Origin of the sequence: Phaeobacter sp. SYSU ZJ3003 (assembly GCF_041300735.1) — a bacterium.
Taxonomy (GTDB): domain Bacteria; phylum Pseudomonadota; class Alphaproteobacteria; order Rhodobacterales; family Rhodobacteraceae; genus Phycobacter; species Phycobacter gallaeciensis_A.
Map to the genome: position 1 here is coordinate 40,267 of NZ_PXNU01000042.1, position 12,857 is coordinate 53,123.

A 12,857-nucleotide genomic window follows, 5' to 3' on the forward strand; every position below is an offset into this window, starting at 1 on the left:
AGGACAAGGATGGGATGCGATTTCTGCTGGTTGAGGACAACATGAGCCTGGCAGCTGCGGTCTGTGACCGGTTGCGGATGGATGGCCATGTTGTCGACCATGCGCCAGGCGCCCGGGACGCCGAGGCATTTTCCGCAACCACGGATTACGATCTGATTTTGTTGGATATTATGTTGCCGGACGGGGATGGCCGCAGTTTCCTGAAAGCCCATCGCGCCCGCGAGGGAAAGACCCCGGTGATCGTGCTGACGGCGCGATCAGAAGTGTCGGACCGGGTCGGCGTGCTGGACCTTGGCGCTGACGATTACATCACCAAACCCTTTGATTTTTCCGAGTTGGAAGCCCGCTGCCGTGCGGTTCTGCGGCGTCAGGGCGGCAACAGTTCCAACCAGCAGCGATTCGCGAATCTGGTCTTTGATCCGCTGGCCGGCACGCTTGTGGTGGCCGGAACCCCGGTGCCGCTACGCAACAAGGAACTGCGGCTGCTAGAAATCTTCCTGAGCGCCCCGGACCGCATTTATTCCAAGGCAAAACTGGTGGACCGGTTGTTTTCCTACGACGAGGAAGTGTCGGAGAACGCCATCGAGGTCTATGTGGGTCGGCTGCGCAAGCGCCTTGCCGGATCCGGCGCAGCCATCGTAACCGTGCGCGGGCTGGGCTACCGGATGTCGCTGGCATGACCCCGCCGCAGCCCCCCGCACCCCAGCCCCCTCCCCTGCGCACCAGCGGATCGCTGCGGCGCCGGTTGATCCTGCAGGTGGTGATGAGCGCGGCGTGTCTGGCCACGATCCTGTTTTTCACCGTTCTTGTCTTTACGCGCGACGTGTCTCAGCGCACCCATGACAGCATCCTGCTCGCCTCGGCGACATCGATCATGGATTCGGTGCGGGTACAATCCGGCGCCGTCACCCTCGATATTCCCTATGCGGCGCTTTCGATGCTGGGCAATGTCAGCGACGACAGGGTGTTCTACAGTGTGCGTCAGGATGGCCAGCTGCTGACCGGATACGAAGACCTGCCGCAGACCGCCCAGCGCCCTGCCCCGGGAGATCCCGCCTTTGATACCGAAAGCTACCGCGGCAGCAGCCTGCGCATGGTGGCGCTGGTCCGGCGCCTGTCCCTGAACAACGGACCGGTCGATGTGGTCATCACCGTGGCTCAGACCCGCGAAGGACAGGCGGCCGAGCTGGGGCGGCTGACCCGCTGGGCCATGTTGATGGGCGGCGGTTTTTTCCTGATTTCCGCCCTGCTTGGTGTCTGGGCCGCACAATCCAGCATCCAGCCGCTGCACGCGCTCAGTGCCGTTGTCTCGCGCCGTGGTCCCAAGGACCTGCGCCCGGTCCGCCATGCGGTGCCCAGCGAAATGCTGCCACTGGTGCAATCACTGAACCGGTTTATTGAACGCCTGCGGGTCTCCCTCGCGCGATCCGAAGACTTCATCGCCGAGGCCGCGCACCGGGTCCGCACGCCGCTGGCCACGGTCCGGGCACAGGCCGAAATCACCCTGCGCCGAGTGGACAAGGCAGAAAATCGGGCCTCCTTGCGTGAGATGATCCGCGCTATCGACGAAAGCTCCCGCGCGGCGGGCCAGCTTTTGGATCATGCCATGGTGACCTTCCGCACCGACAGTCTGGAACGTAAGGAGGTGGCCCTTGACACGCTGACCCATGACCTGGTCGACCGGCTGCGGCCCGTGGCGGATCTGAAGGATATCGACCTGCAGTTTGCCTGCGACGGGGTTGCGCCGCTCTGGGGCGATGCCATTCTGATCCAGAACGCAGTGCGCAATATTCTGGATAACGCCATCAAATACGCCCCTTCGGAAACCAATGTTGAGGTCACGGTGCGGCAGGGACCGCTGGACGCCATCGTCTCGGTCCAAGATCAGGCAGGTGGATTTCCCGAAGACACAGATACAGCCGCCCTGACCGAACGGTTTGTGCGCGGCAGCAATGCCGCCGGGACAATCGGCTCCGGCCTCGGGCTGACCATTGCCCGCGAAGTTGCCGAAGCCCATGGTGGTAAGCTGGTCATCGCCCATTCAGATACAGGAGCCGGAGCATGCGTTTCCTTGTCTTTTCCCTTGCGCTGATGGTGTCGGCCCTGGGGCTGGCCTTGCCCGCATCCAGTTTTGAAGTAGAGGAATTCCGCCGTTTTGGCCCCGAGGGCGCCCCGGCGCTGCGGGTATTGTCCACCACGGACATGGATGTTCTGGCGCCGCTGGTCGAGAGTTTTCTTGCGGACAGGCCGGGCACCGCCATCGAATACACCACCGTCAGCAGCGCTGTTTTGATGGAGGTGGTGACCACGGGTTCGGGCCCGCAGGCGCGGTTTGATATCGCCGTCTCTTCTGCCATGGACCTGCAGACCAAACTGGCCAACGATGGCTATACCTGGCGCCACAGGTCTGCCGCGACCGACGTCATGCCGGACTGGGCGAACTGGCGTGATCATGTCTTTGCCTTTTCGCAGGAACCTGCATCCCTGCTGTTGTCGCGCGCCGCCTTTACCGGGCTGGAACTGCCCCGGACCCGACAGGATCTGATCCGCCTTCTACGACAGAACCCCGATCGGTTCCGGGGCCGTATCGGCACCTATGACATCGCCACCAGCGGCCTTGGTTATCTGTTCGCCACCCAGGATGCGCGGACCTCGGATTCTTACTGGCGCCTGATGGAGATCTTTGGCGGGCTAGAGGTGCGGCTTTACTGCTGTTCGGGGCAGATGATCCGCGATGTCGCGCGCGGAGATCTCGCCATCGCCTATAATGTGCTGGGCAGCTACGCGCTGGCGCGCACTGACCTGACAGACAGTATCGAGATCATCGATCCGCAGGATTACACCAACATGATGCTGCGCACCGCCGTGATCCTGGAAAATGCCGAGCAGCCGGATCTGGCCGGAGCCTTTGTCGATCATTTGTTGCAGGCGGCCTGGGGTCCTGACCCCGATCCCGGCTACCCGTTTCACCGCTACCCGGTCGAAGCCAGCGATCACAGCGCGCCCCTTCGGCCGATCCAGCTGGGGCCGGGGCTGCTGGTGTTCCTGGATCGACTGAAGCGGGCGCGGTTCCTGAACGAATGGCACAGCGCCGTCAGTCAGAAATAGCCTGCGCGCGCCGCTTCACATCCAGCGCGGATCGTCCACCTCTAGCGGGAAATGCCGCGGCAGCAACCCTGCCTGGAACCAGTTGATGAAGCTGTAGATGGAATAAACCGGTACCCCAGTGACCTTGCGCAGGTCCCGCGCATAGGGAACCATATTGGTGCATTCCAGCACGATGGCGCCAACGTCCGGATAGCTTTGCATCATGCCAAGACCCGCATCGATCATGTCAAGACGGCAGGCCGCGAAGTCGATTGTCGGCTTGTCCCCCAGAAAATCGCGGGTCATGCAGCGCCCGCCATCGGTTCCCACCACCGGCGTGTCCGGCGGCGCCCCCGCAGCGGCCAGATGCTCCGGGCCCAGCGCCTCTTCGGAGATCGTCAGAACGCCACAGCGTTTCCCGGCGGGCAGCAGGCTTTGCACCATCGGCACCTGCATCAATGAGGATGTAGCCACCGGCACGCCAAGCGCCGATTTCACCTCCTCCTGTATCAGCGACAGGAAACCGCAAGTGGTGGTGATACCATCGCAGCCCGAACGGATCAGGTCATGCCCCGCCTCGATAAAGCGCTCGGCCAGGTCAGATGGGTCATTGCGCACCACCCGGTCGGGACTGGCGCCTTCGACAACACGATACTGCACCGGAAAATCCCAGGTCAGCGCATTTCCGACATCGCCATGCACCCGTGGAAACTGCGTTTCCAGCATCAGGATCCCAACAGTCGCTCCGTAAACCGTCTTTCCACCGCGCTCCATATCCGTGCCCTCCCGCTTTGCGTTCTCAAACAGTCATAAATCGTAAAATTATCATAAACTCACGCGATAGCAGGCCCTCAAGTCAACAGATAAGCGTCGTTGAGATAACCCGTTGTGGCCTCTTCGATGCAGGTATGCCCGCGCGGGATCAATCTGACACGGCCAGGGTATAGGACACCAGCGCGGTTTTCAGCCGGTCCAGAAATTCCTGACCGATCGCCGAAAGCGGTCGTGCGCTTGAGGTGATGACGGCCATTTCCATCAGGATTGCGGGCTTAAACCGGCGCGAGACAAAGCCGCCGTCCCGGTCGAAATCCAGCACGAAGGGATCAATGATGGCAACGCCCATGCCTTCTTTGACGAAACTCAGCAGGTTCTTGAACAGATGCGCATGGACCCGCGCCCGCAGCGGCACCCCCGCCTGCAGAAACGCTTCACGGGTGCGGCGGTGGGTCATGTGATCCGGCCCCATCACGATAAACGGTTCGCCCTCCAGCAATTCTGGCGTGATTACCTCGTGCCGGGCCAGCGGGCTGGCCTCCGGCATGGCGATGCGACATTCCACGGTGACCGGATGCACATCCAGCGCATCATACAGAAGCGGCATTTCGCAAATGCCGATCTCGAACAGGCCCGACAGCACCCATTCCTGTATCTTGGACGAATATTGCGACTGGAAGGAAATCGACAGATCCGGCCGGTCACGGGCAAATTCGGCGATCAGCCGCGGCATGAAACCAAAGGACATCGAATGCTGCGAGGCAACCTGCAGTTGGCCGACCTGCTTGTTCTGCAAATCGATCACCGCCTGGGTCACATGATCAAAGCCCCGCACCACGGTATCGATTTCCCGGAACAGCAGCGTTGCCTCGGGCGTGGCGGTCAGCCGCCCCTTGACCCGTTCGAACAGTTTGATCCCGGTCTGCCGCTCCAGTTGACTCAGCAGATTGGAAATGCCCGGCTGCGAAATCCCAAGGGTCGCCGCCGCCCCAGTGACGGTTCCGGTTTCCATCACTGCATGAAAAGCCTGCATCTGTCGGAATCTGAGGTTCATATCACAATCATATCATTTTTCCTGATACCCCTGCCAGATAATAGTATTTGAAATGATATAATTCCCTATGCATGGTTGGCCAAAACCAGCAGAGACAATGACAGAAATCATGACCACCTACAGTTTCGCAGAACGGCCCCCCGCATGAGCGTGCCGCAGACCATCGTGATCGGCGCGGGCATTGTCGGCGCCGCCACCGCCATCTGGCTGCGCCGCGCAGGCCATGAGGTGACACTCATTGACAAGGGCGAGCCGGGCATGGGCGCGTCCTATGGCAACGGCTGCATTCTGGCCAGCTGCGCCATTGTGCCGGTCACCACGCCCGGGCTGCTGCCCAAGGGGCCGAAATACCTGATGGACCCCAATTTCCCGCTGTTCATGCGCTGGTCCTACGCACCGAAACTGGTGCCCTGGCTGGTGAAATACCTGTCGCATGCCAACGATGGTGACACCCGCCGCATCGCCAAGGGGCTGACCCATGTTATCGGCGACAGCGTCGAACAGCATCAGGCCCTGACCCGTGGCACCCCCGCGGCCAAATGGGTGCAGGAAAGCGACTATTGCTTTGCCTATGAAAACCGCGCGGCCTTTGACGCGGATAAATACGTCTGGGACCTGCGCCGCGAGGCCGGGTTCGTGCCCGAGTTGATCGAAGGCGCCGAAGTACAGGAACGGGAACCGATCCTTGCGCCCGAGATGAAGTTGCTCGCGGTGATGAAAAATCACGGCTTTATCCTCAACCCCGGTAAATATGTTCAGGATCTGGTGAAGTTGCTGCAAGAGATGGGCGGACGCTTCATACAGGCCGAGGTTAAGGATTTTGACCTGTCCGGTGGGCGCATCAGCGCCGTGGATACCGACAAGGGTCGCTTTGAATGCCGCGAGGCGGTGCTGGCCACCGGCGTCTGGTCCAAGCCACTGATGCAGAAACTGGGGCTCAAAGTGCCGCTGGAGGCGGAGCGCGGCTATCACATCGTCTTCAAGGGGCCCAGCCAGACCCCCAACAATCCGATGATGCTGGCCTCGGGGAAATTCGTTGCGACCGCGATGGATCAGGGGCTACGCTGCGCGGGTGTGGTGGAGTTCGGCGGCCTCAGCGAAGAAAAATCCAAGGCACCGCTGGCGCTTCTGCGCCGCAAGGTCAAGCAGTGCTTTCCGCAGATGGTCGCGGAGAGCGAGGAAGAATGGCTAGGCTATCGCCCCGCGCCCTCGGACAGCCTGCCGCTGATCGGCGAGGTCGGCAGCACCGGCGTCTATGCCGCCTTTGGCCATCACCACGTCGGCCTGACCGGCGGCGCCAAGACCGGCCGTATGGTCGCCGATATGATCGCAGGCCAGCCCAGCAATATCGACCTGCGCCCCTATGAACCGGACCGGTTCGCCTGAGACGCCAAAATCATAAGAACCATAAAAAAGACCAACCAAAACAGGGAGATCAAAATGATCGCTAATTTCACAAAGACCGTCGCATATTCCGTCTCTGCCCTGGCCCTGTCGGCTGCGGCAGCCGCAGCGGAAAAATGGGACATGCCCATGGCCTATGCCGCCACCAACTTCCATTCGGAAATGGGCGTCGTATTTGCCGACAAGGTCCGCGACTATACCGGCGGTGAGATCGACATCACCGTGCATCCGGGCGGCTCGCTGTTCAAAGGCGGCGAGATCAAGCGCGCCGTGCAGACCGGGCAGGCCCCCATCGGCGAACGCTTCATGTCCGCCCATGCCAACGAGGCGCCGCTTCTGGGCTGGGACAACCTGCCCTTTGTCGCCACCACATACGCGGACAACGAAAAGCTGTGGGCCGCCGCCAAGGACAAGGTGAACGCCCAGCTGTCCGATCTCAACCTCGTGGCGCTTTACACCTGCCCCTGGCCCGGTCAGGGCTTCTACTTCAACAAGGAAGTCGGCTCTTCGGCCGATACTCAGGGCGTGAAGTTCCGCTCCTATAACACCGCCACCGCCACCTTTGCCGAAGAACTGGGCATGATCCCGGTGCAGATCGAAGCGGCAGAGCTGTCGCAGGCGCTGGCCACCGGCGTTGCCGAGGCCTTCATCTCCTCCGGCTCCACCGGCTATGACCGCAAGGTCTGGGAGCATCTGAGCCATTACTACAAGGTCAACGCCTGGCTGCCGCGCAACTATGTCATCGTCAACAAGCAAGCCTGGGAAGGCCTTAGCGATGATATGCAAGCCGCCGTTCAGAAGGCCGCCGATGAAACCGGTGCCGCCTGCGCCGCCAAGTCCGAGGAACTGGCAAACTGGTATTTCGACCAGCTGAGCGAAAATGGCATGACCGTCACCGACGCCAGCCCCGAGTTCCTGGGCGAGCTAAAGGCAATCGGCGCCAAGATGACTGAAGAATGGCTGGCCTCGGTCGGCGATGATGGCAAGGCCATTCTCGACGCCTATAACGGCAACTGATCCGTCCACCCGGGCGCGACGGCTCCGCCCTGCCTGGCGCGGGCGGAGCCTAATCTTTTCTGACTTTCTGGGGGTGTCGACTTGCGCGACTGGCAACCGTTTCTGGGCCTGCCGCTGTGGCTGTGGCTGTTTGTAATTCCAACCCTTGTGGCGCTGGCCTGCCTGCTGGCCCCCGGCCCCACCGGACGCATCCTGCGTCCCGTGCAACGCGTGACAGATAAGCTGTATCTCGGCTCTGGCGTTCTGGCGGCGGGTTTCATGCTGCTGATCCTTCTGCTGATCGTGGCGCAGATGGTCGCCCGCTGGAGCAACCTGACCTTTCCCGGCTCCACCGAATACGCCGGCTATGCCATGGCCGCGACATCCTTTCTGGCGCTGGCCCATGCATTGACGCGCGGCGCCCATATCCGGGTGTCGATCTTTCTCAATATCAGCCCCCGGATCGGTCTGGTTCTCGATGCAGTGGCGATGTGGATCGCGGCCATCACCGCGACCTATTTCGCCCGCTACGCAATCAAGACTAACATCTTTTCCAAGATGCTGAATGACCGCACGCAGGGGCAGGATTTCGTGCCGGAATGGCTCTTGTCCTTTTTCGCCATGTTCGCGACCGCCCCCAGCAAATGGGGGGAGCTTTGGGCCAAGACCGGGTCCGAATGGGTCTATACCCCGGTGTGGCTGCCGCAGCTGCCCATGTCCATCGGCACCGTTCTGCTGGCGCTTGCCTTGTGGGACTACCTGTGTCGCCTGCTGATCACCCGCCGGTCCAGCATCAATTCGGAGGCCGTGGAATGAGCGAGATCTACACCACCATCATTTTTCTCTTCGTGCTGTTTGCCTTGCTCGGCAGCTCGGTCTGGATCGGCCTCGCGCTGATGGGCGTGGCATGGGTCGGGATGGAGTTGTTCACCACCCGCCCCGCAGGCGACGCGATGATCACCACGATCTGGACCGGCGCCTCCAGCTGGACGCTGACAGCGCTGCCGCTCTTCATCTGGATGGGAGAGATCCTTTATCGCACCCGCCTGTCCGAGGATATGTTCCGTGGCCTTGCGCCCTGGATGCGCTGGCTACCGGGTGGCTTGCTGCACACCAATATCGCCGGCTGCACCATCTTTGCGGCTGTCTCGGGCTCTTCCGCCGCGACGCTGACCACCGTTGGCAAGATGTCGATCCCCGAGCTGCGCAAACGTGGCTACCCTGAGTTCATGATCATCGGTACGCTGGCGGGCGCGGCAACGCTGGGCCTGATGATCCCGCCTTCGCTGACGCTAATCGTCTATGGCGTGTCGATCAATGAATCGATCACCAAGCTGTTCATGGCGGGGATCTTTCCGGGTCTGGTGCTGGCCGGTTTGTTCATGGCCTATATCGTCGGCTGGCATCTTTTCTACAAAGGCGAACGCCCGCAGGAAGAGCCGAAAATGACCCTTGGGCAGATGCTGGCCGAAAGCCGGTTCCTGATCCCGGTGCTGCTGCTGGTCGCGGTTGTCATCGGGTCGATGTACCTGGGCTATGCCACCGCGACCGAAGCCGCCGCGGTCGGTGTCCTTGGTTCGATGACGCTGGCATTGGCGCAGGGCTCTCTGACCTGGCGCACCTTCTCGGCCTCGCTGATGGGCGCGACACGCACCTCGGCGATGATCGCACTGATCCTGATGGGTGCCTCGTTTCTGTCGCTGGCCATGGGGTTCACCGGGCTGCCGCGGGCGCTGGCTGGCTGGATCGATCAGATGAACCTGTCGCCCCTGGTGCTGATCATTGCATTGACGCTGTTTTATGTGGTGCTGGGGATGTTCCTGGATGGCATTTCCTCAGTCGTGCTGACCATGGCCATTGTCGAGCCGATGATCCGACAGGCCGGAATCGACGTGATCTGGTTCGGCATCTTCATCGTCGTGGTGGTGGAGATGGCGCAGGTGACACCGCCCATCGGCTTCAACCTTTTCGTGTTGCAAGGCATGACCCGGCACGAGATCTCCTACATCTCGAAGACTGCCATTCCCATGGTCGGCCTGATGCTGGTGATGGTGGTGATCCTTGTCGCCTGGCCCGAGCTGGCCACCTGGCTGCCGGAGAACATCCGCAGCACGCCGTCCGGCTAAGGGGCGGGCTGAGGGCATGCTGAATGCGCTTGCCTTTGTGGCCCGGCACGGCCGGGCCGCTTTGGTTCTGGGCCTTGTGGCAGGGCTTTTCCTGCCGGATCTGGCTCGGCTCCTGCGCCCTTGGCTGCCGCAGATGGTGGCGGGACTGTTGTTCCTGACCGCCTTCCGCATCGGTGCCCGCGCCGCCCTTGGCGGACTTTCCGAAGGGCTGTCCTCGCTGCGGGCGGTTCTGGTTCTGCAACTGATGCTACCTCTGGCGGCGCTGCTGCTCCTTTGGCTCACCGGTCTCGCCGGAACGCCCGCGGCAATTGCGCTGGTTCTGATGCTGAGCGCCCCGTCAGTCACCGGGGCCCCCAATATCACCCTCCTGCTGGGGCACGCGCCAGAGCCTGCCTTTCGCGTTCTGGTGCTGGGCACGGCGCTGATGCCGCTGACGGTGATCCCGGTCTTCCTGCTGGTGCCCGATCTTGGTGGGCTGGAAGCTGTCCTGTGGGCCACACTGCGGCTCATCGGCACTATCGCTCTCACGGTCATTACCGCTTTTGCCCTGCGCCACCTGATCCGCCCCGATCTGCGTCAGGAGCAGGTGCAGGCGCTGGACGGGATGACGACCCTGGCGCTTGCGGTGATCGTGGTCGGATTGATGGCGGCGCTGGGACCTGCGCTGCGACAGGATCCCCTCTTGGTCGCCAAATGGATGACCTTCGCGCTGGCCGCCAATTTCGGCATGCAGTTGCTTACCTATGCCGTGCTGCGCCGCCGGGGCCACGAAGCGGTTGCCGCACCCTATGCCGTGGTCGCGGGCAACCGCAATTTTGCTTTGTTTCTTATCGCTCTACCCGCGAGCACCACCGATCCGCTGCTGATCTTTCTCGGCTGTTATCAGGTGCCGATGTATCTGACTGCTGTCGTGATGCACCGCGTCTATGCGCGCTCTCGACCCGAAAAAAAGGCCGGGTAACACATGGCCCGCTGTCAACCTGGGAAAAGCTGCGCCATTTCCTTGTCGAACTTGGCCCAGCTCAGCACTGCCTTATTGCCCGCCAGACCGTGATAGTAGGACTTCCCGCTGGAGGTCGGCAGACCGGCCCAGATCTTGGCCAGATTGTTCATAAAGTCATGACGGCTCATATCCCCTGCCACGGTCGCGCTGAAGCCGGCCTCTTCGAGAAGCTGTTGCGCCAGCCGGTCTTGAAGCTGTGGAGAGAACCGGTCAGAGCGGTTGGCCCCCACATGTTTCACCAGCCGTTTCAGGGTGGCCGGAATGAACTGATAGCGGCCGATGGCATGCTGCTGACCAGGGGTGTCGTCGATCCATTTGTAAATTTCGCCGATGGTCATATGCGTCGGCAGTTTCGAAGGGCGGATCGTTGCGGCGTATTGCACCGCATCATATTGCGCCTTGCCTGCCTCGGCGCTGGCAATCAATTGCATCAGCCTGCGCGCAGCATCGCCACCGACAATGCTGCGGCGCGTTACATCCCGGAACATGCTGGTGCCGCTGCGGCCCCGGAAAAGGCTGGCCAGATTGGCCTGCACCGCCTCCATCTCAGCCTCCAGATCGGGCTGTGCCCGTGCCTCTGTGGTCGTGCGCGGAATGATCTCGGCCTTGGCAGGGATGGCCAGAACCGGACGCCTGTCTCCCCCGCCCTTCTGAAAGAACTGTTCACTGACAATGGAGAACTGTTCGCTCGCCCCCAAACCGGTGGCCAGAAAAGAGAACGACAGGGCTGTAAACGCCAGTGCAGAATTGCGATGGGCCATGGAAACCTTCTGTTTCGAGCGACAAGCAGCCCTCATCCTGACCGGACAGAATTGATATTTCCTTTAATTGCATTCGAGAAAATACGCGAACCGCCCCTAAAACGGACAGGCAAAGGCCACCGCCCCGGGTTAGCCCGCCTCTGACAGGACCTTCTGCATCAGCACCAGATCCAGCCATTGCCCCCATTTGCGCCCGACCTGCGGCATGCGGCCGACCTCGGCAAAGCCAAGCGAAGCATGAAAAGCGATGCCGCCGGGATTGGCGCCACTGACACCGGCCACCAGCACATGGATGCCGTCGGCGCGGGCGACATCCTCAAGCCGCGCCATCAGCCGCCGCCCCAGCCCACGCCCCTGCGCAGCCGGAGCGAGCTGTATCGAATGTTCCGCCGTGTGCCGATACCCCGGCCCGCCGCGAAACGCGCCATAGGTCGCAAATGCAACCACCTGCCCGTCGATTTCGGCCACCAGATAACGCGGACCGCGTTCCCCGATGACGTCCCGCAGGGCAGCAGGGGTCTTTTCGTCGCTGGTAAAGGTGATCAGCGTATCCCGGATCATGTCATTGGCGATCCTTGCAATCGCCTCGGCATCCTCAAGGTCGGCCTGACGGATAAGCTCGGCCATCCTGTCTCCTCTGAGCTGTTCCAACCTGTTGTCGCGCGAACTCTGCGCCCGCAGCATCGCATCCTAGGAGCGGCCATAGCAACGGACAAGATCAGGGCATACCGCGAAGGAAGATCGGGGGTTGATCGCAACATGCAATCGGTGGCGGGGAGACAGGGATTCGAACCCTGGGAACGCTCTCACGTTCAACGGTTTTCAAGACAGCGGGACATGACATTATTTCAGCCACATAGGTCATAATTTTCCCAGAACATTTACAGACCATAGAGTGATCCTGGGAAACGTCACAGCACGCCAAAATCCACCCTGTTTCCTTTGCCCAGATACAGCCTCAGGAGCTGCGAGGCACAGATAGTTGGGGTTGTGTCCCGAGGGATGGTGTAAGAGGCCGCGCGCGGAGCCTTTGGCGTAGCGCAGCGCGCGGCCGGTCTGGCGGCCACCGCGCTTCTTCGTAATCTGAGGTTGTTCAAAGACCGACGACAACGAAGGAGAGCACGATGACCGAGACCATGATTGACCTTCCGAGCGTAATCGCCAAGAGCGATGATACGGATTTTCTGCGCGATTTGATCCAGGATGCGGCTCAACGGCTGATGGATATCGAGGTGGCCGCCGTTTGCGGAGCCGGGCACGGCGAACGCAGCCCGGAGCGCTCAAACCAACGTAACGGATACCGGCTGCGCCAGTGGGACACTCGGGCTGGCACGATCGGCTTGAACATTCCGAAGCTGCGCAAGGGCAGTTACTTCCCGACCTTTCTGGAGCCACGCCGGACCGCCGAGAAGGCGCTGATGGCGGTGATACAGGAAGCCTACATCCACGGTGTCTCGACGCGGGCTGTCGACGATCTGGTGCGCGCCATGGGTCTGACGGGCACGTCGAAGAGCCAGGTGTCGCGGCTGTGCGAGGAGATTGACGAGCGGGTGCAGGCGTTCCTGAACCGCCCCCTTGAGGGCAACTGGGGGATGTCCCTGTTGATGTTGAACTTTGCTTGAAGGGTGGCGTTGCTTTCCCTGAGCCGTAGG

The 12,857-nt window shown here is 61.5% G+C and carries 12 protein-coding genes and 1 pseudogene; 9 read left to right on the forward strand and 4 right to left on the reverse strand.

Annotated features, from left to right (window positions below):
• The first annotated feature begins 14 nt into the window (after window positions 1–14).
• Genes C6W91_RS15420 through C6W91_RS15430 form a run of 3 tightly spaced genes read left to right on the forward strand, consistent with a single transcriptional unit; the run spans window position 15 to window position 3,108 of the window.
• Window positions 15–680 carry a response regulator transcription factor gene (locus C6W91_RS15420; RefSeq protein WP_274832371.1) on the forward strand — a complete coding sequence of 222 codons (666 nt, stop codon included), beginning with the start codon at window positions 15–17 and terminating at the stop codon, window positions 678–680.
• Complete coding sequence (locus tag C6W91_RS15425) at window positions 677–2,092, forward strand: sensor histidine kinase N-terminal domain-containing protein (protein WP_370571064.1); 1,416 nt, start codon at window positions 677–679, stop codon at window positions 2,090–2,092. Before C6W91_RS15420 ends, C6W91_RS15425 begins: the two co-directional genes overlap by 4 nt.
• A complete protein-coding gene (locus tag C6W91_RS15430; RefSeq protein WP_370571065.1) occupies window positions 2,062–3,108 on the forward strand; it encodes an ABC transporter substrate-binding protein in 1,047 nt (348 codons plus the stop codon). Before C6W91_RS15425 ends, C6W91_RS15430 begins: the two co-directional genes overlap by 31 nt.
• Before the next feature lie 15 nt (window positions 3,109–3,123).
• On the opposite strand, the gene C6W91_RS15435 is transcribed toward C6W91_RS15430, so the two are convergent.
• Both C6W91_RS15435 and C6W91_RS15440 read right to left on the reverse strand, forming a co-directional pair.
• A complete protein-coding gene (locus C6W91_RS15435; protein ID WP_065270966.1) occupies window positions 3,124–3,861 on the reverse strand; it encodes an aspartate/glutamate racemase family protein in 738 nt (245 codons plus the stop codon).
• Window positions 3,862–4,009: 148 nt separating this feature from the next.
• On the reverse strand, window positions 4,010–4,915 hold the full coding sequence (locus C6W91_RS15440) for a LysR family transcriptional regulator (RefSeq protein ID WP_274838345.1): 906 nt from the start codon (window positions 4,913–4,915) through the stop codon (window positions 4,010–4,012).
• Between the two features lie 144 nt (window positions 4,916–5,059).
• Here C6W91_RS15440 and C6W91_RS15445 point away from each other — a divergent pair, with 144 nt between their 5' ends.
• The 5 genes from C6W91_RS15445 to C6W91_RS15465 all read left to right on the forward strand — a co-directional run bounded on the left by C6W91_RS15445 (window position 5,060) and on the right by C6W91_RS15465 (window position 10,402).
• The gene (locus C6W91_RS15445; RefSeq protein ID WP_370571066.1) at window positions 5,060–6,301 is read left to right on the forward strand and encodes an NAD(P)/FAD-dependent oxidoreductase; all 1,242 of its coding nucleotides are present in this window, start codon (window positions 5,060–5,062) and stop codon (window positions 6,299–6,301) included.
• A gap of 54 nt (window positions 6,302–6,355) precedes the next feature.
• The gene (locus C6W91_RS15450; protein WP_274867359.1) at window positions 6,356–7,336 is read left to right on the forward strand and encodes a TRAP transporter substrate-binding protein; all 981 of its coding nucleotides are present in this window, start codon (window positions 6,356–6,358) and stop codon (window positions 7,334–7,336) included.
• 81 nt (window positions 7,337–7,417) lie between these two features.
• Window positions 7,418–8,131 carry a TRAP transporter small permease gene (locus C6W91_RS15455; protein ID WP_370571067.1) on the forward strand — a complete coding sequence of 238 codons (714 nt, stop codon included), beginning with the start codon at window positions 7,418–7,420 and terminating at the stop codon, window positions 8,129–8,131.
• Complete coding sequence (locus C6W91_RS15460) at window positions 8,128–9,441, forward strand: TRAP transporter large permease (protein ID WP_370571068.1); 1,314 nt, start codon at window positions 8,128–8,130, stop codon at window positions 9,439–9,441. Before C6W91_RS15455 ends, C6W91_RS15460 begins: the two co-directional genes overlap by 4 nt.
• 16 nt (window positions 9,442–9,457) lie before the next feature.
• Entirely contained in the window at window positions 9,458–10,402 is a 945-nt protein-coding gene (locus C6W91_RS15465; RefSeq protein ID WP_370571069.1) for a hypothetical protein, read from the forward strand.
• 14 nt (window positions 10,403–10,416) lie between these two features.
• On the opposite strand, the gene C6W91_RS15470 is transcribed toward C6W91_RS15465, so the two are convergent.
• A complete protein-coding gene (locus tag C6W91_RS15470) occupies window positions 10,417–11,205 on the reverse strand; it encodes a hypothetical protein (protein WP_065270973.1) in 789 nt (262 codons plus the stop codon).
• A gap of 129 nt (window positions 11,206–11,334) precedes the next feature.
• Entirely contained in the window at window positions 11,335–11,832 is a 498-nt protein-coding gene (locus C6W91_RS15475) for an N-acetyltransferase family protein (protein WP_370571070.1), read from the reverse strand.
• Between the two features lie 497 nt (window positions 11,833–12,329).
• Here C6W91_RS15475 and C6W91_RS15480 point away from each other — a divergent pair.
• A pseudogene (locus tag C6W91_RS15480) lies at window positions 12,330–12,794 on the forward strand (transposase); the annotation flags it as partial.
• Window positions 12,795–12,857 lie beyond the last annotated feature (63 nt).

What these genes read in the sequence shown, in the direction of transcription:
- C6W91_RS15420 (WP_274832371.1), top strand. Translation starts at nt 15, where the DNA reads ATGCGATTTCTGCTGGTTGAGGACAACATGAGCCTGGCAGCTGCGGTC.
- C6W91_RS15425 (WP_370571064.1), top strand. Translation starts at nt 677, where the DNA reads ATGACCCCGCCGCAGCCCCCCGCACCCCAGCCCCCTCCCCTGCGCACC.
- C6W91_RS15430 (WP_370571065.1), top strand. Translation starts at nt 2,062, where the DNA reads ATGCGTTTCCTTGTCTTTTCCCTTGCGCTGATGGTGTCGGCCCTGGGG.
- C6W91_RS15435 (WP_065270966.1), bottom strand. Translation starts at nt 3,861, where the DNA reads ATGGAGCGCGGTGGAAAGACGGTTTACGGAGCGACTGTTGGGATCCTG.
- C6W91_RS15440 (WP_274838345.1), bottom strand. Translation starts at nt 4,915, where the DNA reads ATGAACCTCAGATTCCGACAGATGCAGGCTTTTCATGCAGTGATGGAA.
- C6W91_RS15445 (WP_370571066.1), top strand. Translation starts at nt 5,060, where the DNA reads ATGAGCGTGCCGCAGACCATCGTGATCGGCGCGGGCATTGTCGGCGCC.
- C6W91_RS15450 (WP_274867359.1), top strand. Translation starts at nt 6,356, where the DNA reads ATGATCGCTAATTTCACAAAGACCGTCGCATATTCCGTCTCTGCCCTG.
- C6W91_RS15460 (WP_370571068.1), top strand. Translation starts at nt 8,128, where the DNA reads ATGAGCGAGATCTACACCACCATCATTTTTCTCTTCGTGCTGTTTGCC.
- C6W91_RS15465 (WP_370571069.1), top strand. Translation starts at nt 9,458, where the DNA reads ATGCTGAATGCGCTTGCCTTTGTGGCCCGGCACGGCCGGGCCGCTTTG.
- C6W91_RS15470 (WP_065270973.1), bottom strand. Translation starts at nt 11,205, where the DNA reads ATGGCCCATCGCAATTCTGCACTGGCGTTTACAGCCCTGTCGTTCTCT.
- C6W91_RS15475 (WP_370571070.1), bottom strand. Translation starts at nt 11,832, where the DNA reads ATGGCCGAGCTTATCCGTCAGGCCGACCTTGAGGATGCCGAGGCGATT.